Source organism: Alistipes timonensis JC136 (genome assembly GCF_900107675.1).
In the GTDB taxonomy this organism is placed as follows: Bacteria; Bacteroidota; Bacteroidia; order Bacteroidales; family Rikenellaceae; genus Alistipes; species Alistipes timonensis.
This window is the reverse complement of sequence record NZ_FNRI01000005.1, coordinates 200487-224699: the sequence shown is the minus strand read 5'-3', so window position 1 is coordinate 224699 and position 24213 is coordinate 200487. Positions and strand designations below refer to the sequence as shown.

At 61.2% G+C, this 24213-nt stretch carries 17 protein-coding genes; 13 read left to right on the top strand and 4 right to left on the bottom strand.

The window, feature by feature from the left end:
- Both BLU78_RS08540 and BLU78_RS08535 read right to left on the bottom strand, forming a co-directional pair.
- A complete protein-coding gene (locus BLU78_RS08540; protein WP_010260564.1) occupies positions 1 to 2457 on the bottom strand; it encodes a GumC family protein in 2457 nt (818 codons plus the stop codon).
- Positions 2458 to 2466: 9 nt separating this feature from the next.
- Positions 2467 to 3264 (bottom strand): polysaccharide biosynthesis/export family protein, encoded by a 798-nt coding sequence (locus BLU78_RS08535; protein ID WP_010260562.1) that lies wholly within the window; start codon positions 3262 to 3264, stop codon positions 2467 to 2469.
- 156 nt (positions 3265 to 3420) lie between these two features.
- On the opposite strand from BLU78_RS08535, the gene pgmB reads away from it, so the two are divergent.
- The 6 genes from pgmB (at position 3421) to BLU78_RS08505 (ending at position 10188) form a co-directional block, all read left to right on the top strand.
- Complete coding sequence (gene pgmB / locus BLU78_RS08530) at positions 3421 to 4077, top strand: beta-phosphoglucomutase (protein WP_010260560.1); 657 nt, start codon at positions 3421 to 3423, stop codon at positions 4075 to 4077.
- Positions 4059 to 6338, top strand: coding sequence for a family 65 glycosyl hydrolase domain-containing protein (locus BLU78_RS08525; protein ID WP_010260557.1), 2280 nt, complete (start codon positions 4059 to 4061; stop codon positions 6336 to 6338). The genes pgmB and BLU78_RS08525 overlap by 19 nt, the downstream gene beginning before the upstream one ends.
- A 14-nt stretch (positions 6339 to 6352) precedes the next feature.
- Positions 6353 to 7633, top strand: a complete 1281-nt coding sequence (locus BLU78_RS08520; RefSeq protein ID WP_010260555.1) for an alpha-amylase family glycosyl hydrolase — start codon at positions 6353 to 6355, stop codon at positions 7631 to 7633.
- A gap of 70 nt (positions 7634 to 7703) precedes the next feature.
- On the top strand, positions 7704 to 8603 hold the full coding sequence (locus BLU78_RS08515; RefSeq protein WP_010260553.1) for a TPM domain-containing protein: 900 nt from the start codon (positions 7704 to 7706) through the stop codon (positions 8601 to 8603).
- A 19-nt stretch (positions 8604 to 8622) separates the two neighbouring features.
- The gene (locus BLU78_RS08510) at positions 8623 to 9198 is read left to right on the top strand and encodes a LemA family protein (protein WP_010260550.1); all 576 of its coding nucleotides are present in this window, start codon (positions 8623 to 8625) and stop codon (positions 9196 to 9198) included.
- Positions 9199 to 10188: an EamA family transporter gene (locus BLU78_RS08505; protein ID WP_010260548.1), complete on the top strand. Its 990-nt coding sequence runs from the start codon at positions 9199 to 9201 to the stop codon at positions 10186 to 10188.
- Between the two features lie 61 nt (positions 10189 to 10249).
- On the opposite strand, the gene BLU78_RS08500 is transcribed toward BLU78_RS08505, so the two are convergent.
- The gene (locus tag BLU78_RS08500) at positions 10250 to 12610 is read right to left on the bottom strand and encodes a TonB-dependent receptor (protein WP_010260547.1); all 2361 of its coding nucleotides are present in this window, start codon (positions 12608 to 12610) and stop codon (positions 10250 to 10252) included.
- A gap of 435 nt (positions 12611 to 13045) precedes the next feature.
- Between BLU78_RS08500 and BLU78_RS08495 the strand changes: the two genes are divergently transcribed.
- The 7 genes from BLU78_RS08495 (at position 13046) to BLU78_RS08465 (ending at position 23219) form a co-directional block, all read left to right on the top strand.
- Positions 13046 to 13657, top strand: a complete 612-nt coding sequence (locus BLU78_RS08495; RefSeq protein WP_020693195.1) for a lysophospholipid acyltransferase family protein — start codon at positions 13046 to 13048, stop codon at positions 13655 to 13657.
- A gap of 6 nt (positions 13658 to 13663) precedes the next feature.
- Positions 13664 to 15535 (top strand): DNA topoisomerase IV subunit B, encoded by a 1872-nt coding sequence (locus tag BLU78_RS08490; RefSeq protein WP_010260542.1) that lies wholly within the window; start codon positions 13664 to 13666, stop codon positions 15533 to 15535.
- Positions 15536 to 15541: 6 nt separating this feature from the next.
- Positions 15542 to 18382 carry a DNA gyrase/topoisomerase IV subunit A gene (locus BLU78_RS08485; protein ID WP_010260540.1) on the top strand — a complete coding sequence of 947 codons (2841 nt, stop codon included), beginning with the start codon at positions 15542 to 15544 and terminating at the stop codon, positions 18380 to 18382.
- A gap of 12 nt (positions 18383 to 18394) precedes the next feature.
- Positions 18395 to 18922, top strand: coding sequence for a shikimate kinase (locus BLU78_RS08480; protein ID WP_026020637.1), 528 nt, complete (start codon positions 18395 to 18397; stop codon positions 18920 to 18922).
- Positions 18923 to 18933: 11 nt separating this feature from the next.
- On the top strand, positions 18934 to 19719 hold the full coding sequence (gene murI, locus BLU78_RS08475) for a glutamate racemase (protein ID WP_010260537.1): 786 nt from the start codon (positions 18934 to 18936) through the stop codon (positions 19717 to 19719).
- An 88-nt stretch (positions 19720 to 19807) separates the two neighbouring features.
- Positions 19808 to 22603, top strand: a complete 2796-nt coding sequence (locus BLU78_RS08470) for an FtsK/SpoIIIE family DNA translocase (protein WP_010260535.1) — start codon at positions 19808 to 19810, stop codon at positions 22601 to 22603.
- 13 nt (positions 22604 to 22616) lie between these two features.
- The gene (locus tag BLU78_RS08465) at positions 22617 to 23219 is read left to right on the top strand and encodes a LolA family protein (protein ID WP_231290745.1); all 603 of its coding nucleotides are present in this window, start codon (positions 22617 to 22619) and stop codon (positions 23217 to 23219) included.
- Between the two features lie 16 nt (positions 23220 to 23235).
- On the opposite strand, the gene BLU78_RS08460 is transcribed toward BLU78_RS08465, so the two are convergent.
- Positions 23236 to 24015, bottom strand: a complete 780-nt coding sequence (locus tag BLU78_RS08460; RefSeq protein ID WP_010260532.1) for a formate/nitrite transporter family protein — start codon at positions 24013 to 24015, stop codon at positions 23236 to 23238.
- Positions 24016 to 24213 lie beyond the last annotated feature (198 nt).

Sequence of the window (24213 nt, the reverse complement as noted above, 5' to 3'; positions counted from 1 at the left end):
TTATCGTTTGATTTTGTGGGACAACGAACGGAAGAAGCTTTTGATGCGCTTGCGGTAGCTTACCTCCTTGTATTCATCGCCGTAACCGTATCCATATCCGTAGCCGTAACCGTACCCGTATCCATATCCGTAACCGTGACGGCGCGAGCGTGTCCCGTTCAGGACGATGGCCATGTTGTGCAGTTTCTTCTCGCGGTAGAGGCGCTCGATGTCGGGCAGTTGGCGCCGGTCGAGTACGCCTTCGCGTACGATGTAGATGCAGAGGTCCGAGAGACGGTCGGTGATGATGGCGTCGGCCACTGACATGGCGGGCGTGCTGTCGATGAAGATGTAGTCATACTCTTTGCGCAGTTCCGCCATCATCTTGTCGAGCTTGTTCGAGAGGAGCATCTCCGTAGGGTTGGGCGGCTGAATGCCGGCGTAGATCACGTCGAGGTTGTCGTGGAATCCGGTCTTGGCGATCAGTTTGTCGAGGCCGGTGGTTCCTGCGAGATAACTGGTGATACCCGTCTTGCAGTTGCCGTGGCCCAGCTGGGACGAGAGGGCGTGGCGCCGGAGGTCGAGGTCGATCAGCAGCACCCGTTTGCCGGCCATGGCCAGCGTCGTCGCCAGGTTCGTCGCCACGAAGGTCTTGCCCGCGTGGGGATCCGACGAGGTGAAGAGGATGGTGTGTATCTCGTTTCCGGCCGAGACGTTCATGAACGTCATGCTCGAACGCAGCATGCGGAACGCTTCCGACAGGGCGTCGCGGCCCGTTTCGCGCACCACGATTCCGGAATCTCCGCCGGCTCCGCCTTCGGAGTAGGGGATGTCGCCCAGGAACGGGGCGCTGATGTTGTCCTCCACGTCCTTGCGGCCGCGGATGGTCGTGTCGAGCATGCCGATCAGGTAGAGCAGTCCGAACGGGATCGCCAGACCTACGATCAGTGCGATGGCCAGAATCAGCATCGGGCGCGGCGACACGGGGAGCGTATTGCCGTATGCCAGGTCGATGATGCGGGCGTTGCTCTCGGCGACGGCGTAGTTGAGCTGCGTCTCCTCCTGCTTGTTGAGCAGGTAGAGGAACAGCTCCTCTTTGATCTTCTGCTGGCGGGTGATGCCCAGGATGACTTTTTCCTGCGAAGGCATGGTGGAAATGCGGCGGTTGGCCTGCGTCTCCTCCTTGCGCATGGCGTCGCGCTGGATGATGAGTGTCGAGATGTGCGAGTCGAGCGATGCGACGATCGAGCGGCGCACGGATGCCAGCAGGTTGTCGAGGTCCTGGATCACGGGGCTGCGGTCCGAACTGTTCTCCATCAGTTTTTCACGCCGCAGGATGGCGTTGTTGTAATCCGCGATTTGCGACGAGATACCCTGATTGGTCACCGACGCCATCATGGGAATCAGCTCCCCGGCGTTTTTCGGATCGTTCAGATAGGTGCGAATGAACTCGGCGACGTTGATCTGGTTCTCGAGCGAAAGCCCCTCGGCCTTGTATTTGCTGCTCTCCGAGACGCTGCGTGCGGCCTCCGAGGTGATGTCGACCATCTGGTTGTCCTTTTTGATGTCCTCGATGTCGCGGTCCACGTCGCCCAGCTCCCGGCCGATGACCGCCAGACGGGCTTTGATAAACTCGGCGGTCGTCACCGATACGCGGCGCTTGTCGTCGATGGCGTCCTCGTTGTAGACGGAGATCAGCGTGTTGAGGATGTCTTCGGCGCGCCGGGGCACGGAGTTGTTCATCGAGATCGTCACCACCGAAGCCTGCTTGTTGGCCACGTCGCTCTTCACGGCGTTGCGGTAGGCGTTGGTCGTGCGCGAGAGCGAATTTTTCACCACGCGGATCGGCACGCCCGTGTATTCGGGCTTCATGTAGAGGCTTTTCCGTACGATGACCTGCCCGACGGGGGTCGGGATCGTGTCGCCGTAGGCGGCCGTGATGCTGCTGCGGGTCTCCTGTTTGGTGACGAACCTGTCCTCGAAATTCGTCAGCCTCACCTTGTCGCCTTCCAGCGGGGTGATCTCCATGGAGAGCGACTGGTTGTCGCTGTCGTTGACGAACGTCACCTCGACAGGCGACTGTGCGTAGAGGTCGCGCCTGCGGAGGCGTTCGCGGACCGAGTAGCTGACCGTGAGGTCGAGGCGTTTGACGACCTCGGTCATCAGGCGGCGCGACTGGAGGATGAAGACCTCGTTGTCGACGCTGCGGCGGTTCTGGAATCCGGCCAGGTCGCTGAACGCCGTCAACTCGAGGTCGCCTCCCTTGCGGCTGTCTTTGACGAGGATGGTCGCCGTGCGGCTGTATATCTTGGGCGTGCTTGCCAGGTAATAGTAAGCCAGACTAAGGCATACGAGGGCCGAGAGCACGAACCAATACCAGTTGGCTATGACCATGCGGATGATGTCGTGCAGCGTAACGGCGCCGGTCATTTCATCGTTTCCCTGTTGCTGCGGGGAATTGATCTGCTGTTCGGTCATGTCGGGCGGTTATTTGGTAAGGGTTACGATGAGCGTCGCTACCGAGATGGCGGTACCCACCAGCGAAAGGTAGAAGTTGCGGTTCTGGCTGATCTCTCCGGCCTGTGCCTTGTACTTGTTGGGTTTGACGTATACCACGTCGTTCTGCTGGAGGTAGAATGCCGGGGAGTCGAAAATCTCCTTCGACGTGAGGTCGAGCACCTGAATGGTGCGCACCCCGTCGACTTCGCGCGTCACGATCACCTCCGAACGCACGCCGTAGACGGTCATGTCCCCGGCCATGGCCAGCGCATCGAAGATCGAAATCTTGTCGCGCGTGACATCGTAGAATCCGGGACGCAGCACCTCGCCGATCACCGAGATCTTCATGTCGGCGAACTGCACGTTGACCGTGGGGTCGTTGATATACCCGCCTTCCCGGATTTTGTCGGCGATGGTCTCGGCCAGCTCGCTGCGGGTTTTGCCCGCGCATTTGACCTTGCCGATCACGGGCATGTCGAGCATGCCGTTTTCATCCACCGTGCGCATCTGCAGGGCTTGCGAACTGGCTGTGCTGCTGATGTTGCTTCCGGTCAGCGAGTTGTACGAGGTCGAAGAGTTGAACGGCACGGCCAGCTCGGGGTCCTTGCTGTTGACGACGATGGTCAGGCGGTCGAGAGGTTTGATGCGTATCTGGCCGTTTTCGGCGATTTGCTCGGGAGTGAACGGCTGCGCGTCCTGCAGATACCACACGCGTTTCTGTGCCGAGCACGAAACGAGCAGGATAGCGAGGAACAAGCTCCCGATCAGAAGACGGAGTTGATTCATGTTAAAAATAAGGCGTGTTTAGTAAAATTACGACGCAAAGATAGTAATTATTTGTAGAAATGAAACGACGTGTCGCGCAGTTATTATATAAGTGTGCAGGCGATGGGGCGGATGTCGGGAAAAAATAGTATCTTTAACGTCCGAAATTACGAAAAAATGATCGCTTGCTGCCTGTTTGATCTCGACGGGGTAATCGTCGACACGGCCCGCTACCACTACCTGGCGTGGGCCTCACTGGCCCGGGACCTGGGTTTTGAATTCACGCCCGCCGCGGGCGAAGCCACCAAAGGGGTGAGCCGCATGGCTTCGCTCGACATCGTGCTGCGCGCCGGAGGGATGAATGAACGCTTTTCCCCGGCCGAAAAGGAGCGCCTCGCTGCGGAGAAGAACGCCCGCTATCTGGCTTATGTCTCGGCCATGACGCCTGCGGAGGTGCTTCCGGGAGCCGTTGCGTTCCTGCGCGACGTGCGCGCCCACGGGGTGCTGACCGTGCTGGGCTCTGCGTCGAAGAACGCCGGGACGATCCTCGACCGTTGTGAATTGCGTCCGCTGTTCGACGCCGTCGTCGACGGCACCGGGGTCTCGCGTCCCAAGCCCGACCCCGAGGTCTTTTCCAAAGGGGCGGAAGCGGTCGGTGTACGGCCCGAAAACTGCGTAGTGTTCGAGGATGCCGCCGCAGGCATCGAGGCCGCGGCGCGTGCCGGCATGCGCTCGGTGGGCGTCGGGGGCAGCCCCCTGCTTGCGGGGGCCACGATGCAGTTGAATGGTTTCGAGGGATTTACGTTTGAAATGTTATGCAAAGAAATAGACTGAACCTTGTCATAGACCCCTGGCGGATCGTCGAGGCCGATTTCGACCCCGCGCGGGTCGAAGCCGCCGAATCGCTCTTTGCGCTGGGCAACGGCGTCATGGGCGGCCGCGCCAATTTCGAGGAACGTTACTCGGGCCCGTCGCTTCAGGGCAACTACATCGGCGGGGTGTATTACCCCGACAAGACCCGTGTGGGGTGGTGGAAGAACGGCTATCCGGAGTATTTCGCCAAGGTGCTCAACGCGGCATTCTGGATCGGGGTCGACATCGAGGTCGACGGCGAGCCGCTCGACCTGGCGACGGTCGCGGTGACGGACTTTTACCGCGAGATGGACATGCGCCGCTCGGTGCTGACGCGCCGCATGACGGTCACGATGCGCAACGGCGTCGAAGTCTCGGTCGAGGCCGTCCGCTTTCTGTCGCTGACGCGCCGCGAACTGGGCGTCATCCGCTATGCCGTCACGCCGCTGAACCGCGCCGCCGAAATCACCTTTTCGCCGTATATCGACGCCGATGTGCGCAATGCCGACGCCAACTACGACGAGAAATTCTGGGAACCGGTCGCAACCGACGCCGACGTCACGCAGAGCCGCACCCGCAAGAGCGGTTTCGAGGCCGCATGGGCGCAGGCCGTGGAGCTGGAGGGCGCGGAGTTCCGCTGCGGAACGCAGCCCGAGCAGGTCCGCCATACCGCTGCGGTGCGCTGCGAGGCGGGCCGTACCGCGACATTATATAAATATGCGGGCATCTGCTCGTCGCTCAACCACGTTTCGGCGGACCTCGCCGCCGCCGCGCGCGCCGTCGCCGCCGACGCCCTGCGGACGGGCTTCGACGCCCTGCTGAAAGAGCAGGAGGAGGCGTGGGCGGCCCGCTGGCACGGGTGCGACATCGTGATCGGGGGCGATCCTGCGGCGCAGCAGGGCATCCGCTTCTGTATCTTTATGCTTCTGCAAACCTACACCGGAGTCGACACCCGCCTCAATATCGGTCCCAAGGGCTTCACGGGCGAGAAATACGGCGGCGTCACCTATTGGGACACCGAGGCCTACTGCCTGCCGTTCTACCTGGCCACGGCCGGGCCGGAGGTGGCCCGCGAATTGCTGGTCTACCGCTACAACCAGCTGGACAAAGCCGTCGAGAACGCCGTCAAACTGGGGTTCCGCGACGGTGCGGCGCTCTATCCGATGGTCACGATCAACGGTGAGGAGTGCCACAACGAGTGGGAGATCACCTTCGAGGAGATCCACCGCAACGGCGCCATCGCCTATGCCATCCATAACTATATCCGCTATACGGGTGACGAACAATACCTCGCCGACTGCGGACTGGAGGTGCTCGTGGGCATCGCGCGCTTCTGGGCGCAGCGCATCACGTGGTCCGATGCGCGGCGGCAATACGTCCTGCTGGGCGTCACCGGCCCCAATGAGTACGAGAACAATGTCAATAACAACTGGTATACCTCCTATATCGCCTGCTGGTCGATGCGCTACGCCGCCCGGGCCGCCCGATGGGTGCGCGAAAACCGCCCTGCGGACTATGCCCGCATCTGCGCGAAACGGGCGTTCGACGAGGCCGCCGAGACGGCTGTGTGGCACCGCATCGCTGACAACATGTATCTCGGCGAGGATCGGGAGCTGGGCATCTTCCTCCAGCAGGACGGCTACCTGGACAAGGAGCAGACGCTCGTGAAGGACCTCGACCCGGCCCAGCGGCCCATCAACCAGAAGTGGTCGTGGGACCGCATCCTGCGTTCGTGCTTCATCAAACAGGCGGATGTCCTGCAAGGACTCTATTTCTTCGGCGAGGAGTTCGACCTCGATACCCTCCGCCGCAATTTCTACTTCTACGAACCGCGCACCGTCCACGAATCGTCGCTCTCGCCCTGCGTCCATGCCGTCCTCGCCGCGCGCCTCGGCGACCTGGAAAAAGCGGTCGAAATGTACCTGCGCACGGCGCGGCTGGACCTCGACGACTACAACTGCGAGGTCGCCGAAGGGTGCCACGTCACCTCGATGGCCGGGTCGTGGCTCTCGGTGGTCGAGGGCTTCGGGGGCATGCGCGTCCGCGACGGCGTGTTGTCGTTCGATCCGCGGCTGCCCGGAGGGTGGGAGTCGCTCGCATTCAAAGTCAACTTCCGGGGCCGTGTGCTCACCGTAAAGGCCACGCCTGCGGCCGTCGAGGTCACGAACGAGGGCGATCCCCTCGAGATCGAAATCCACGGCATGCGCCGTCTTGTCGCCGTGCGGGAAATCTTTAATTCTTAATTTTCAATTGTCGCATGAACCTGCATCCCGAATGGAGCTACCAGGCCGTTCTCTATGAAATGAACGTGCGCCAGCTCACGCCCGAAGGCACGCTGCGCGCCGCCGCCGCGAAACTTCCTTTCCTCCGAGACCTCGGCGTCGATGCCGTGTGGCTGATGCCGATCTATCCGATCGGGGAGGCCGGGCGCAAAGGCTCGCTGGGCTCCTACTATTCGATCCGCGACTACTGCGCCGTGAATCCCGAACTGGGCACGATGGCCGATTTCGACGCCTTCGTCGCCGAAGCCCACCGCCTCGGCATAAAGATATTGCTCGATTGGGTGGCCAACCATACGGCCCGCGACGCCCGGTGGATCGCCGAACAACACGCCTCGTGGTACGAACGCGACGCCGCGGGGGAGCCTGCCGTGCCGTGGGACTGGTCCGACACCGCGAAGCTCAACTACGCCAACCGCGACGTGTGGCGGGCGCAGGGCGACGCCATGGAGTTCTGGATCACGCAGCACGCCGTCGACGGCTTCCGCTGCGATATGGCGATGCTGGTGCCCGTCGATTTCTGGACCGAGACTTCCCGACGTCTCCGGCGCATCCATCCCGACCTGTTCCTGCTGGCCGAGGCCGAGGAGCGCAATCTGGTCGAGGAGGGGGGCTTCGACGCCTGCTACGCCTGGGAGATGCACCACCTGCTGAACGACGTGGCCCGGCAGCGGGTGCGCGTCACGGCGCTGCGCGACTACATCTATGCCGACCGCGGCCGCTATCCCGATTCGGCCATGCGGCTTGCGTTCACGTCGAACCACGACGAAAATACGTGGAACGGATCGGAATTCACCCGTATGGGCGACGCACGCGAGATCATGGCGGTTTTTACGTTCGTCGTCCCGCGCGGCCTGCCGCTGATCTATACCGGACAGGAGATCGGCTACGACCACTCGTTCGCCTTCTTCGACCGCGATCCGATCCGGGAATACCGGGCCAACGGCTTCACCGACTTCTACCGTCGCCTCACGGCCCTGCGCCACGGCAATCCGGCCCTCGCCGCGGGGGAGCGGGGCGGGGCGATGATCGAGATTCGCAACAACGCCGAGGACTGCCTGATGACGATGGTCCGCGAGACGGCCGGCAATCGCGTCGTGGCGGTGATGAACCTTTCGCCTTATGCCATCCATGCCGACTACTATACGGGCATCTACGCCGGTATGTACACCGACGCCATGACGGGCGAACCCTGCGAACTCCGGGGGCGCGTCGAGGAGGATATGGCGCCGTGGAGCTACCGGATACTGACTCGCTGACGCCCTCGGCCGAAAATCTTGTGCAGACGTACTGAATCCCGCTTTTTTGCCTATCTTTGCTCCCGAGGTTATGAAAAAGATCACGATCCTTTGCCTGCTGCTTGCCGGCACACTGTCGGCCCTTGCGGGGACCTATCGCCCGGACGAGATTCCCAACGTCCAGCGTATGGACCGGCAGCGCTATGTCTCCGATCCCGACGGCATCCTCTCCGCAGCGGCCACGGCACGTATCAACTCCGTTTGCGCGTCGCTGCGTGAACGGGGGCTTGCGCAGGTGGCGGTCGTCGCCGTCGACGACATTGCGGGCGGCGACGCCTTTTCGTTCGCCGTCGAGCTGTTCCGCGACTGGGGCGTGGGCTCAGCCAAGAGTGACAACGGACTGGGCATCCTGTTGGTGAAGGACCTGCGCGAGATACGCTTCGTCACGGGCGGCGGACTGGAGGGCATCCTCCCCGATGCGCTCTGCAAACGCATCCAGCTCAACTATATGCTCCCCGCTTTCCGCGAGGGGGATTACAGTGCGGGCATGGTTGCGGGCATCGAAGCCGCGGCCACGATCCTCGAGGGCGGCGAAGTCGACCTCAGCGGCGATTCCGGCGATGAGCTTCCGGCGTGGATGATCTTCGTGATCGTCGTCGGCTTCATCGTGGGGCCGCTGGGGCTGGTCCTCGTGGTCTACTACGTCCGGCGCCGTTGCCCGAAGTGCCATAAATTCACGCTGCGGCAGGAGTCCCAGCGGGTGCTGAGTGTCACGCAGAATTACCGGCTGGTGGAATATACCTATGTTTGTTCCTCCTGCGGCGCCGTGGTCAAACGGCAGGCCCGGAACCTCCGCGACGACAATTTCAGCGGGGGCGCCGGCGGCGGGACGATCATCGGCGGCGGTTTCGGCCGCAGCTCGGGCGGCGGCTTCGGCGGCGGTTTCGGGGGAGGTTCCTTCGGCGGCGGCGGGGCCGGTTCGAAATGGTAACGATTAAAAACAGATAAGTATGAAAAAATGGATTTGGATCGGCGTAGTCGCCGTGGTGGTGATCTTCTTTTATGCGACGTATAACGGTTTCGTGAACAAGGAGGAGGGGCTCAAAGGCGCCTGGTCCAATGTCGAGACGCAGTATCAGCGCCGTGCCGACCTGATTCCCAATCTGGTCAATACGGTGAAGGGCTATGCGGCCCACGAGATCCAGACTTTGAACGAGGTGACCGAGGCGCGTGCCAAAGCTACGTCGATCAACCTTTCGGCCGATGACCTGACGCCCGAGAAGCTCGCGCAGTTCCAGCAGGCGCAGGCGCAGGTGCGCTCGGCGCTGGGGCGGCTGATCGCCGTTTCGGAGAGCTATCCCGACCTGAAGGCCAACCAGAATTTCCTCGAGCTGCAGGCCCAGCTCGAAGGCACCGAGAACCGGATCGCCGTCGCCCGCAAGGACTTCAACGACATGGCCCGGGTCTATAACGTCGCCGTGCGCCGTTTTCCGGCGAATCTGGTGGCCGGGATGTTCGGCTTCGAACAGAAGCCCTATTTCGAGTCTGCCGAAGGCTCGGAAGCCGCTCCGCAGGTGACGTTCTAAATGGCCTCCGAACGTTCGCGCGGCTATGTGCTGGGAGCCATAGCTGCGGCCAGTTACGGACTCAATCCGCTCTTTGCGCTGCCCCTTTACGGGGCGGGCATGAGTCCGGATTCGGTCCTTTTTTACCGTTATGTGCTGGCTGTGGTGATGCTGGGGGCGCTGATGCTCTTCCGGCGGCAGTCGTTTGCCCTCACGCGGCACGACATCCTGCCTCTGGCGGCGATGGGCGTGCTTTTCTCGGTATCTTCGCTGCTGCTTTTCCAGAGCTATAACCTCATGGACGCCGGCATCGCCTCGACCATCCTGTTCGTCTATCCGGTGATGGTCGCCGTCATCATGGCCGTCGGCTTCCGCGAACGGGTCACCGCCGCCACGGTTTTCTCGATCGTCCTGGCCTGCACGGGCATCGCCCTGCTTTACAAAGGGGGCGACGGCGCGACGCTCAGCCTTGCGGGCGTGCTGCTGGTCTTCCTCTCGGCGCTCGCCTATGCCGTCTATATCGTCGGCATCAACCGCTCGTCGCTGAAAAACCTCCCGACCGAAAAGCTTACCTTTTACAGCCTGCTGTTCGGTTCGCTGGTCTATGTCGTGCGGCTGCGCGGCGGTGCCGATTTGCAGGCCATCCCTTCGCCCCTGATGTGGGTCAACGCCGTTTCGCTGGCGCTGTTTCCGACGATCGTTTCGCTGGTGACGATGGCCGGGGCCATCCGCCGCATCGGTTCCACGCCCACGGCGATTCTCGGGGCGCTGGAACCCGTCACGGCGTTGTTCTTCGGCGTCATGGTTTTCGGAGAGCGGTTCACGCTGCGCATCGGCGTCGGCGTGGCGCTGATCCTTGTTGCCGTGACGCTCATCATCGCAGGCAAGTCCCTCCGTATCCCGACCTCCGTCACCCACTTGGCCCGCTGGATGGCCCGTCCGCGGCTGCCGCGCTGGGCTGTGCGCTGGGCCCGCCGTTTGCCGCTGCCGCGCATCCGCCGCACCCGCTGACGGACTTTGCAGAAACGGCGGCGCCGGAGGAATTACCTCCGGCGCCGTTCGTTTGTCGTCGTTACAGACGGCTCTTTTCGTCTGCCGATCCCGCTTCGACGGCCTTGCGTTTGAAGGCCCTGCCCGATTTGAAATTCCAGGTCACCCCGATGCGGAACGAACGGTTGCTCCACGTTTGCCGGGCCTTCACCGTGCGGACGAATCCGTCGCCGCGCGCGCCGATCAGTTGTCCCTGGTCCAGCAGGTTCTCCACCGAGAACGAGGCGGTGAAGCGGTCGCCGAAACGTTTCTTCAGGCCCGCCTGCAGCCGGTGATCGGGCTCCACCCAGCAGTTGCCCAGATCCAGCCGGCTCTGGTAGCGGTAAGACAAATCGATGAAAAATTTCGCCGGCAGGGTGAAGGTGGTCGAGAGGTTGACGAATCCCCAGTTGAAGAACTCTTCGGCGCCGTGCTGCTCGACGCGCTGTCCGCGGCGCATGTAGGTGACGTTGGCATTCAGCTGCCACCACTTCGCGGGCTGGAACGGGAGGTTGGCCGAAAGGTAATAGCCTTTCGTGGCGTCGTAGTTGACCCAGGCCAGTTGCAGCAGGTCGGGATTCTCGGGATCGGCCCGCATCGTCTGCTGGATTTCGTCGTTCACGATCTGCACGCCTGCCGTGAGGGTGTATCTGTGGGCGGCCACCAGCGTCAGGCTCACGTCGTGCTTGAACGCCGGGTCGAGCGACGGGTTGCCCGTCTGGTAGGTGTAGTCCGAAATCTGCATCCGCTGCGGGCTGAGACTCCAGAACCGCGGCCGCTCGATGGTCCGGGCATACTGGGCGATCAGCGACCAGCCTTTCTCTTGCGAGAAGGAGTAGGAGACGTTGGCGTTGGGAAAGAGCGAGAAGTAGTCCTGCCCGACGTCTTTTCCCGTCGTGTGGGTGTACTCGCCGCGCAGGCCCGCCACGAGGCTCCAGCGTCCGAGCTGGGCCGAGGCGATGGAGTAGGCCGCCGCGATGTTTTCCGTATAGTCGATCACGAAACTCTGCTGCTCGTTGCGCAGCCATGCGTCGCCCTGGCGGTATTCGTAGAGGGCGTCGTTGTGCATGTCGTTGTAGGTGTACTTGGCGCCTGCCTTCAGCGACCAGCGGGGCGAGAAATTCTTCTCGAGGGCGAGCGTCGCTGTGGCGATGTTGTAGAGGCTCACGACATTGTCGCGGTAGACGGAATCGAGGACGCCTCCGGGGAGCGTGATGCGGCTCTCGTTGTCGTTGCGGGAGTCGGTCTGGCGGCGCGTGTAGTCGGCCAGCAGTTTGAGCGTCGAACCCAGCGTGTCGACTTTCCAGATGTAGTTGAACGTCGCCGAATAGTTGTTGCGCCGGTCGAGTTTGTCGAAATAGCTGTCCGTACGCGTCGTGACCTCTCCGTTGCGGAAATCCGTGTAGGAGTCGTTGGGTTCACCGTCGCGGTTGCGCCAGTATTCGAACTCCGCGCCGACGCTGTGCCGCGGGTTGATCTCGAAGACCGTTCCGGCGCTGGCGCCGAAGCTGCGGTTGCGGCCCTTCATCTCCGAATGGGCGTTCAGTGCCTTGTCCGCCGTATTGTAGAGGGTCCGTTCGTCGGTGGTCGTCCTGTCTTTCCCGAAAGATCCCCACGCCGAGGCGTAGAAGTCCAGGCGTCCCGAATGGATGTTGATGTTGGCCGAAGGGTTGTATCGGTTGATTATGTCGGCTTGCTGGGTGTTGAACGCCACCGAGCCGTCGACGCCGTTCTCGCGGCGTTTTTTGAGCGTGATGCGGATGATGCCGCCCGCCGAATCGGCGTCGTAGTCGGCTCCCGTGGTGGGCACGACCTCGATCTTCTGAATCTCCTCGGCCCGGAGCGACCGCAGGTAGGTGAGCAGTTGCTCGGGCTCCATGCGCAGCTCCCGGTCGTTGATGTAGACCTTTGAACCGCTCTTGCCGTTGATCGAAATTTTCTCGCCGTCGATCCAGACGCCGGGGGCGTGTTCGAGCAGTTCGATGCCGTCCTTGCCGATGGCTGCGGGGGTGTTCGCCACGTCGACCACGAACCGGTCCGCCTCGCGCCGCACCAGCCGGGCCTTCACCACCACGCTCTCGATGCCGGTCGCCGAGGACCGCATCACGAAATCTCCCAGATCGTTGTCCTGCTCAACGCGGACCTCCTTTTTCACGGGGTCGAACCCGAGGAACTGGATTTGCAGCGTGTAGCTGCCCGGCGCGACTTTCAGTTCGAAACGCCCCCGGGCGTCGGTCGTGCGGCCCGCCACCTGTTCGGAGCCTTTCAGCAGCACGACCGTCGCATATTCGACGGCGTTTCCCTGCTCGTCCACCACGCGCCCGGTCGAGGGGTAGAGACGGGCCGCCGAAAGCTGACTTGCGGCCGAAGCTAGGATGACGATGAGGAGAATCAGTCTTTTCATAATATTCTGCTTTGCACTTTAGTTGTTTGCGCAAAGATATGTAATAATATTTATACTATGCAACACATAGTACTAAAAATATCAGAAAATATTCGATACTTACGTATATGGAGGTCCGAGGTCTTGCGGGGTGTTTTACGGGTGTAAAGATACCCCCCCCCGGCTGCGGACCAAATTTTTCCGCAACTTTTTTTGCGATCGGGCTTTTTATATAGGAGTAGTGGATATTTTGTTGAAAAGTCCTCCGGCAGCAAGATAGGAATCCCGGGAAATATTTCCTAAATTTGCAAATTGAATTAATGTGGCTAATTGTCCCCGGACACTATGTTGAGCGCCTTATACTACCTTTTTTTAGTGCTTCTGTGCACTTTTTTCATGATTTTGTCAGCCCTTGCGCTAATCTTTTGCTATCCCTTCGACCGGGGACGCCGGATAGTGCACGAGTTGTCGCGTATCCTGGTGCGGACCTTCTTCTTCATCCCGCCCTTCTGGCGGCAGACGATCATCGGCCGGGAACTGATCGACCGGAAGAAGCGTTACGTCATCGTCGTGAACCACAACACGGTGATCGACATTCCGGCGCTCTATTATATCCCGCTCAATTTCCGCTGGGTGTCGAAACGCGAGGTCTTCAAAACGCCCTTCTTCGGGCAGTACCTCGTGCTGCACGGCGACATCTGCATCGACCGCGGCCGTGCCGCCGAGGCGCTGGAGCAACTGGTCCGCGACGGCAAGATGTGGATTTCGCGCGGGGCTTCGGTGGCTATCTTTCCCGAGGGCACGCGTTCGAAGGACGGTGAGATCGGCCGCTTCAAGGCCGGGGGCTTCACCTTGGCCAAGGAGGCCGGTGTGGAGATCCTCCCGGTGGTGATGACCGGCACCAAGACGCTGATTAAAAAGAACCTGGCTTTCAATTGGGGCAACCGGATCACGGTCCGCGTGCTGCCTCCCGTCCCGGTCTCGGAGGTTGCCGCAATGGAAACCCACGAATTGATGCAGACGGTCCGCGAGCGGATGTGCGACGCCTTGGCCGAGATCCGAAAATAACGAATTATGGCAGATTTACTCAATACAAACGCAAACAACTACGGCGACGATGCCATTGTGACCCTCTCCCCGCGGGAGCATATCCGGCTGCGTCCGGGCATGTACGTCGGCACGGTGGGTGACGGTTCGCAGCCCGACGAGGCGCTTTACGTGCTCATTAAGGAGGTAGTCGACAACTCGATCGACGAGTTCATCATGGGGGCGGGCAAGCAGATCGACATCACGATCGCCGACAAGGTGGTCACGGTGCGCGACTACGGCCGCGGCATCCCCCTCAAATCGCTTTCGGTGGCCGTCGGGCAGATGAACACGGGCGGCAAGTACGGCAGCGAGGCTTTTAAGAAGACCGTCGGCATGAACGGCGTGGGTGTCAAAGCGGTGAACATGCTTTCGAGCGAATTTACGGCCCGTTCGGTGCGTGACGGCGAAGCCCGCACGGTAACTTTCTCCAAAGGACTGGAGGTCAGCGACAAGTGGGAGAGCGGGGTTCACGAGAAGAACGGCACGTTCATTTCGTACCGCGTCGACGAGGAGATTTTCGGCGAATACGCCTACAATCTCGAATACGTCGAGCAAAAGATTCGCAATTACAGCTACCTGAATCTGGGACTGACGCTCAATTTCAACGGCAAGAGCTACGTGTCGAAGAACGGTCTGCTGGACCTTGTGAACGACAACCTGACCGAGGAGCCGCTCTATCCCCCGATTCACCTGACGGGCGACGATATCGAGGTGGTCATCACCCACGGAACGGGTTACGGCGAGAGCTACGACTCGTTCGTCAACGGACAGCACACCATCCACGGCGGTACGCATCAGGTGGCGCTGCGGGCGGCTATTGCCAAGACCGTCAAAGAGTTCTACCACAAGGACTACGATCCGTCGGACATCCGCACGTCGATCATGGCGGCCATTTCGATCAAAGTTTCGAATCCCGTGTTCGAGAACCAGCAGAAGACTAAATTTGGTTCGCGTGAGATCGAGCAGGGCGTGTCGGTCAATACGTTCGTAGGCGACTTTCTTGCGAAGCACCTCGACGATTACCTCCACAAGCATCCCGAGACGGCGCAGGTCTTGCAAAAAAAGATCGTCGAGAACGAGAAGGAGCGCAAGGCGATTTCGGGCATCCAGAAGAAGGCCCGCGAGACGGCCAAGAAAGTGAGCCTGAACAACAAGAAACTGCGCGACTGCAAGATACACCGCACGGACAAGAGCGAACTGGCCGAGCAGTCGATGATCTTCATCACGGAGGGTAATTCGGCCTCGGGGTCGATAACCAAGAGCCGCGACGTGCGCACGCAGGCGGTCTTTTCACTGCGCGGAAAGCCGTTGAACTGCTACGGACTTACGAAGAAGGTGGTCTATGAGAACGAGGAGTTCAACCTGCTGCAGGCGGCGCTGAACATCGAGGAGGATATGGACAACCTGCGCTATAACAAGGTCGTCATCGCCACCGATGCCGATGTCGACGGCATGCACATCCGCCTGCTGATGATGACTTTCTTCCTGCAGTTCTTCCCCGAGGTGATTCGTCAGGGACACCTGTTCGTGCTGCAAACGCCGCTGTTCCGCGTGCGCAACAAAAAGGAGACGCTCTACTGCTACTCCGAGGAGGAGCGGCTGAAGGCGGTCGGGAAATGCGGTGTCAACGCCGAGATCACGCGATTCAAAGGTCTCGGCGAGATTTCGCCCGACGAGTTTAAGGAGTTCATCGGCGAAAACATGCGGCTGGACAAGGTCCGCATCACCAAGGACGACCCGATTCACGACCTGCTGGAGTTTTACATGGGCAAGAACACGTATGAGCGGCAGGGCTTCATTATCGACAATCTGCGTATCGAGGAGGATATCGTCGAGCAGGACTTGAAAATCAGCTAAGGAATTATGGCAGAAGAGAAAGATAAAGACGATCTGATCCCCGGCGGGGATTTCAACGGGGACGCCCCGACGCCCGAAACCGCGGACGACGCGGCGGACGACGCGCCTGCCTCCGGGGCTCCGGCCAAGGCGGGCAAGTTCGACCGCCTGACGCAGGAGGAGGGAGGCGTGCGCAAGCTGACGGGCATGTATAAGAACTGGTTCCTGGACTACGCTTCGTACGTGATCCTCGAACGCGCCGTGCCGCACGTCGAGGACGGACTGAAGCCCGTTCAGCGGCGTATCCTCCACGCGATGAAGGTCGTGGACGACGGCCGTTACAACAAGGTGGCCAACCTCGTGGGCCAGACCATGCAGTACCACCCGCACGGCGACGCCTCGATTAAGGACGCGCTGGTGCAGTTGGGGCAGAAGGACCTGCTGATCGACTGTCAGGGCAACTGGGGCAATATTCTCACGGGCGACGAGGCCGCCGCGGGCCGATACATCGAAGCGCGGCTGTCGAAATTCGCCCTCGACGTGGTCTTCAACAAGAAGACGACCGAGTGGATGCTGTCGTACGACGGCCGTAAGGAGGAGCCCGTCACGCTGCCCATTAAGTTCCCGCTGCTGCTGGCGCAGGGTTCGGACGGTATCGCCGTGGGCCTGGCGTCGAAGATACTGCCCCATAACTTCGTGGAGCTCATCAACGCCTGCATCGCTCATTTGCAGGGCCGTGAATTTCAGCTTTACCCCGACTTCCCGACGGGCGGCATGGCCGACGTGAGCCGCTACAACGACGGACTGAGGGGCGGCGCCGTGAAGGTCCGGGCGAAGATTTCGAAGATCGACAAGCGCACGCTGGCCATCACCGAAATCCCCTATACCACGACCACCGAATCGATTAAGGATTCGATTATCAAAGCCAACGACAAGGGCAAGATTAAAATTCGCAAGGTCGACGACAATACGGCCGACAAAGTCGAGATCGTCATTCAGGTCGCTCCCGACGAATCGTCGGACAAGACCATCGACGCCCTGTACGCCTTCACCGACTGCGAGGTGTCGATCTCCCCGAACTCGTGCGTGATCTGGGATGAGAAGCCGCATTTTCTGGGCGTTTCGGAGATTCTGCGCCGCTCGGCCGAACATACCAAGTCGCTGCTGGGGCTCGAGCTGCGAATCAAACTCGGGGAGTTGAACGAGGCGTGGCATGCCGCGTCGTTGGAACGCATCTTCATCGAGAACAAGCTCTACCAGCTGATCGAGGGCAGCAAGAGCCGCGAGGAGGCTTATGCCGCCGTCGATAAGGGGTTGGAACCCTTTAAGAAACGGCTGCGACGTGAAGTGACGCTTGAAGACGTGCAGCGCCTCACGGAGCTGAAGTTTATCCGTATTTCGCGCTACGATTCGGACAAGGCCGACAACGAGATCAAACAGATCGAGGAGGACATCAAATCGACGCAGTACGATCTCGACCACCTGACCGAATATGCCGTCGCCTATTACGAGCGCATCCGCGACAAATACGGCAAGGGCAAGGAACGCCGCACGGAGCTGCGCGAGTTCGATTCGATCGAAGCCACGAAGGTCGCCGTGACCAACGCCAAATTGTATGTCGACCGCGCTGAGGGCTTCTTCGGCATCGGGAAGTCGATGAAGGACGCCGAACTGGTCTGCGACTGCTCGGACATCGACGACGTGATCGTCTTCACGAAGGACGGGCGTTACGTCATCACGAAGGTCTCGGACAAGGCTTTCTTCGACAAGAACATCTACTATATCGGGGTCTTCAAACGCAACGACGACCGCACGATTTACAACGTCCTCTACCGCGACGGCAAGAACGGTGCGATCATGATGAAGCGTTGCGCCATTAAGGGCATCACGCGTGACAAGGAGTACGACATCACCAAGGGAACGCCCAAAAGCGAGATTCTGTATATGTCTGTGAATCCGAATGGTGAGGCCGAGGTGCTGAAGGTTTACTTTAAGCCTCGTCCGCGTCTGAAGAAGGTGATCGTCGATCTCGATTTCTCGACCCTCGCCATCAAAGGCCGCCAGAGCCAGGGCAACCTTTTCTCGCGCTACGGAATCCACAAGATCGTGTTGAAGGAGCGCGGGACCTCGACGCTCGGGGGGCAGGACATCTGGTTCGACGAAGATGTCCGCCGCCTGAACGCCGACGGCCGCGGGAAACCGCTGGGCGAGTTCAAAGGCGACGACAAGCTGATCGTGTGGACTTCGAAGAATCAGTACTACATCACGGGCTACGACCTGATGCAGCACTTCCCCGACGACACCGTGCGCGTGGCGCGCTACGAATCCGACCGGATTTACAGCCTGTGTTACTACGACCGCGATCAGCAGTACTACTACATGAAGCGTTTCACGGCCGAAATGTCGGACAAGACGCAGGATTTCCTCGATGCCGATGCCGATTTCGTCTGCGTGACGGACCGCGCCGGCGCCAAACTGGAGATCACCTACAAGGGGGCGCACGCTTCGCGGCCTGCGGATCTCGTCGATGTCGACGAATTCGTGGGCGTCAAGAGCCACCGCGCCAAGGGCAAGCGCCTGACGACCTACGATGTCGCCGCACTGCGGATGATCGAACCCGAGTTGCCTCCCGAGCCGGAACCGGCTGATGACGAGGACTTTGACTGCAGTCAGTTGACGGGCGCTTTAGATGATATGACGCAGGATGCTGCCGGCGAGGATAAAACGGCTGAAAAGACTGCGCCGAAAGCGAAGCCGGCGGGCCAGCCCTCGGGCGGAACGATCGTCGGGGGCGTGGAGTTCGAGATCGAGCGCGCCAAAGGCGATGCCGACGAAATGATCGACCCCGAGCAACTGAACCTGTTTTAACGGACAGCGATGATGAAACCCCTCTTTCTGGTCGGTTACATGGGCTGCGGCAAGAGCACCCTCGGACGCAAGCTGGCGCGGCGTCTCGGCCTTTCGTATGCCGACACCGATGCGCTGGTCGAGGAGCGCGAGGGGGCGTCGGTCTCCGATGTCTTCCGTTACGAGGGCGAGCAGCGGTTCCGGGAGGTCGAACGCGAGGTGCTGGACCGCGTGATCGACGAGGGCGCCGTTCCGGTGGTCTCCACGGGCGGAGGGCTGCCCACGTGGAGCGACAACATGGCCCGGATGAATGCCGCGGGCTGCACGGTCTACCTGCGCCGCTCGGCGGAGCAGATCGCCCGCCGCCTGAGCCCTTACGGACGCCGCAAGCGGCCCCGCCTGCAAGGACTGAACGACGAGGAACTGGTAGCCTTCATGGAGCGCGACATGGCCGTCCGGGAGCCTTTCTATGCGCAGGCGTCGCTGGTCGTCGACTGCGACTGGCTTTCCGACGAGGAGGTGGTGGAGTATATTTTGGCCCGGCTGAAAGACGGGGCTTGAAAGTACAAAAAATGGTTGCAAATTCGAATAACGCGCCGATAGGCGTTTATGACTCGGGAATGGGCGGGCTGACCGTCTGGCGCGAGATCAGGCGCATGCTGCCCGGGGAATCGCTCGTCTACCTCGGTGACGGCGCCAACTGTCCCTATGGTTCGCGTCCCCGCGGGGAGGTGCAGGCGTTGGCCGATGCCGCCGTCGCGCGGCTCGTCGAATTGGGTTGCAAAATGGTTGTCGTGGCCTGTAACACCGCCACGGCCGCTGCCATCGACTTCCTGCGCGAAAAATACGCCGACCTGCCGATCGTGGGCATGGAGCCCGCCGTGAAACCCGCCTGCCTGGCGACCCGCAGCGGGGTGGTGGGGGTGCTGGCTACCGAGCGGAGTCTCGAAGGCGACCTGTTCCGCCGCACCGCCGCCAAATACGGCAGCGGGATCGAGGTCCTGACCTATCCGGGCACGGGATTCGTGGAGCTGGTCGAAGGGGACCGGGAGGATACGCCCGAGGCCGAAGCCACGGTGCGCGCCGCCGTGGAGCCGATGCTGGCCCGGGGTGCGGACCAGATCGTGCTGGGATGCACGCACTATCCTTTCCTGACGCCCGTGCTCGAGCGCGTCGTCGCCGGGCGCGGCGCTGCGATCGTCGATCCGTCGCCCGCCGTCGCCCGCCGGGTGGCGCAACTGCTCGACGACTGCGGCCTGCACGCTTCGGCGGATCATGCGCCCCGCTTCACGTTCCACACCTTCGCCGGCGAAGAGTACCGCCGCCGCCTCGAAAAGAAGGGGCTGGAATCCCTCTGATTTTTGCTGTCGCGCTATTTTTGGCTTCCGGAATCCGGAATGTCGGAAAAAATTCGTACCTTCGCTTGATAAATCAAGCGTAACAAAAATGGCATCCAAAAATACGACATCCCCCAACGGACGACAGAACGTGCAGCGTTCCAACCGCGACAGCGCGCGCTGGATTGCGGGCCTGTTGCTGCTGTTCGTGGGCTTGTTCTCCGCCGCCGCGGTATTCTTTTCGTTCTTCAGCTGGGCTCCCGACCAGAGCGTGCTGCAAAAGTCGGTCGAGGACCGCGAACTGATCGGCGCCGAGATCGAGAACCTGTGCGGCGTCGCCGGGGCGCGGTTGGGGATGCTGCTGGTCGACCGCTCGTTCGGGCTGTTCGGCATCCTGATTCCCGTGATGCTGGTGTTGATCGGGATAAGGATCATCCGCCAGCGGCCGCTGCTGGTGAACCATTCGATCCTCTCGCTGTTCTTCATCATGATCCTCGGGTCGCTGACCCTCGGGTTCGCCTTTGCCGACCGCTGGAGCATCTGCTGCTCGACGGGGTGGGGCGGTGCGTTCGGCATCGAGGTTTCGACCCTGCTGCGCACGCATATCGGCGCGGTCGGAACGCTCATCCTGCTGTTGGGCGGGTGGATTCTGACGGGCGTATTCATCAACCGCAATTTCATCAACAAGGTCAACGAGGTCGGCAACGTCATGGCTGACAAGGGCGAAAAGATCGTCGAGATCGTCAAACATAAGGTGGTCGTACCCCTCGGCCGCGTTCCCGGAGAAGACGGGGCGATCACGGAGGAGGCTCCCGAGCCGGCTCCGAAAGCCGCCGAGCCTGCCGCCCCTGCCGCTCCTGCCGCTCCTGCCGCCGTTGTTCCGGAACCTCCGGTGCAGAAAGCCGCGCCGATACATGTGGAGCGCCCCGCGGAGTCCGTTGCGGCCGCGAAAGCCACGCTCCGGGACGAGGACGACGATCCTTTTATAGAGCTGACGCCCGACGGAAAGCCCGTCGGCGAGGTTGTTCCGGAGGAAACGGAACCGCAGGAACCCGCCGGGGACGAGGAGTTCACCGAGGTCGACCTTTCGCACCCCGAAGGGCGTGTGGTGATGGGCCGCGGGGGACTGATCGAGCTGGAGCGCCCTGCATTCCGTCCTGCTGCACCGGCGGCTCCCGTGTCCGACGGACCTTTTACCGAAATTATCGTCGGCGACGAACCCGAAGAACCGGTGGAGATGCGGGCGGAAATACCGGTGGAGGTGACTGCGGAGACGCCCGCCGAAGTGCTTCCGGCGCCCGAGCCCCAGGGTGAAGGCGTCGTCGTGACGGTCGAGTCCAACGAGGCGAAGCTGGTCGACGAAAAGGCGATCCCGACGGAGAGCTACGATCCGCTGAAAGACCTCGTGAATTACCACAAGCCGCCCGTGACGCTGCTGGAGGACTATGTTTCCGATTCGGAAGTGTCGGACGAGGAGATTTTCGAGAACAAGACCAAGATCGAGGAGACGCTCAAATATTTCGGCATTCCGATCCAGCGCATCAAAGCCACCGTGGGTCCCACGGTCACGCTCTATGAGATCGTGCAGGCGCAGGGGGTCAAAATCGCTAAAATACAGGGCCTCCAGAACGATATCGCCCAGAGCCTCAAAGCCGAATCGGGCATCCGCATCATCGCCCCGATTCCGGGCAAGGGAACCATCGGCATCGAGGTCCCGAACCGCAACAAGCAGATCGTGTCGATGTATTCGGCTGTGCGGTCGCTGCGTTTCCAGGAGTCGAAAGCCGAGTTGCCGGTGGTGATCGGACGCACGATCCAGAACGAGAATTTCGTCTTCGACCTGGCGAAGATGCCCCACCTGCTGGTGGCCGGCGCCACGGGACAGGGTAAGTCCGTCGGGCTGAACGCCATCATCACCTCGTTGCTCTACCGCAAGCACCCTGCGCAGCTGAAATTCGTGATGATCGACCCCAAGATGGTCGAGTTTTCGCTCTACTCCAAGGTCGAACGCCACTTCCTGGCCAAGATGGAGTCGGAGGACGAAGCCATCGTCACCGATCCCCGCAAGGCGGTCTATACGCTCAACGCATTGTGTACGGAGATGGACAACCGGCTGGAGCTGTGCAAGAAGGCCGGCGCCCGGAACATCTCGGAGTACAACGAGAAATTCACCTCGCGGCGACTCAATCCGCTGAACGGCCACCGCTTCATGCCCTATATCGTCGTGGTGATCGACGAGTTCGCCGACCTCATCATGACGGCCAAGGAGGTCGAGACCCCCGTGACGCGTCTGGCCCAGAAAGCCCGCGCCATCGGCATCCATCTCATCATCGCCACGCAGCGTCCGTCGGTCGATGTCATCACGGGTAAGATCAAGGCCAACTTCCCGGCCCGCGTCGCTTTCCGCGTGATGCAGATGATCGACTCGCGGACGATTCTCGACCGTCCCGGCGCCGACCAGTTGATCGGCCGCGGCGACATGCTCATCTCGAAGGACGGCGAACTGACGCGTATCCAGTGCGCGCTTGTCGAGACCAAGGAGGTCGAGCGCATTGTGGATTACATCTCCAAACAGCAGGGTTACACGGCGGCCTATGCGCTGCCCGACTACACGCCCGACAACGGCGAGGGGCAGCAGATGGGCAGCGAGGAGGCTTCCTCGGCGCCCCTGAAATACGATTCGCTCTTCTCCGAGATCGCCCGCAGCGCCGTGCAGGACGGGTCGATTTCGACCTCGATGATCCAGCGCAATTACGAGGTGGGCTTCAACCGTGCCGGGCGTATCATGATGCAGCTCGAGCGTGCCGGCATCGTCGGCCGCCAGCAGGGCGCCAAGCCGCGCGACATCCTCTACCACGACCTGCCTTCGCTGGAGGCGAAACTGCAGGAATTGGGGGTATTTTAATCCGAATCCGACGATGAAACGATTTTTAGTCCTTATAGCCCTCGCGGCGGGTATTCAGGCTGTTTCGGCGGCAGGACGCGCCACGGAGATACTCGAAAAACTCGCTGCGGGATTCCGCGCGATGCCCGGTTACAGCGTCGATTTCGAGGTTGTTGCGGGCGATTACAACAACCGCGGCAGTTATGTCGTCGAGGGGCGGAACTATTACCTCGCGCTGGCCGATGCCGAGGTATTTGCCGACAGTGTGATCCGCTACGAGATCGACAACCGCCGCCGCGAGGTGACCGTGACGGAGGTCGATGCCGCGAGCCGCAATATCCTGAACAATCCCGTCCGGGCTTTCGATTTCCTCGGCAGCGAGTATGTCCCGACGCTGGTCTCCGAAGCCGGGGGCCGCGCCGTCGTGCGGTTGACGCCCGCTGCCGGGAACGACTCTCCGGCGGGTAACGTTACCGTGACGGTCGACACCGCCACGATGCGCCCCCTGTCGCTCTCCTACGACTACGACGGCGAGCAGGTGCAGGTCAGCGTCCTCGGCGTTGCGCCGCTCGCGGGGCATGTCCGCGTGTTCGACAGGCAGGCCTATGCGGGTTACGAGTTCATAGACTTCCGCTGACGGACGATTTTTCCGATTATTTCCTGTTGAGATGCCAATAGAGGCCCCCTACGAAGAGGCCTCCGCCCACGATATTGCCGAGGGTTGAGGGGATCAGGTTGTCGATGAAGAACTCCCCGCACGTGACCGGCGCACCGAGCATCATACCCAGCGGGATGAAGAACATGTTGGCGATGCAGTGCTCGTAGCCGATCGCCACGAAGCACATGATCGGAAAGAACAGCCCCATCATCCGGCCCGGTACGTCGTTGGCGCTCAGTCCGAGCCATACGGCCAGGCATACCAGCCAGTTGGCGCCCACGCCCCGCAGGAACACCGTCATCCACGGCATCGAGACCTTGGCCTGCGCAATGCCGTAGGCCGCTTTCTGCCATAACTCCGATGACAGTACGCCGGGTACGACGACCAGAAACCAGGTGAAGAAGAGCGCCCCGGCGAAATTCCCGATGTAGACGAGTCCCCAGTTGCGCAGCACCCGGCTCCATCCGTACTGTCGTCCGAGCGCTCCCGGGACGAGCACGGCGTTGTTGCCCGTGAAGAGCTCGGCGCCGGTGAAAACCACCAGGATAAGTCCCAGCGGGAAGACCGCGCCCGAGAGCAGGCGTTGGAATCCGGGCGCTTCGGCGGCTCCGGGGAATCCGAAGCCCGCGATGAGCGAGAACAATCCGCCGATGGCGATGTAGGCTCCGGCGAGGAATGCGAGGATCAGTGTCTTGGAGACCGGGTTTCGCAGTTTGTCCGCCGCGGACCGGCCGGCCAGTGCGAGGACCTCTTTGGGGGTATTGATCAGGGTCATATAAAATTGATAGTGGGCGCAAAGGTAGAAAATCCTGCGTAAACGACAAATTGTCGCGCCGTTTGCCGTCGCATCGGACGCAGGACCGGGCTTCGGATGCCGCGGGAATCCGCTTTTGGTGCGGCATTCTGCCGGGAATTTTTTTTCAGACCGTCAGATCGCCGGAAAAGGGCCAAAAACGGCATGACTTCTGAAAAA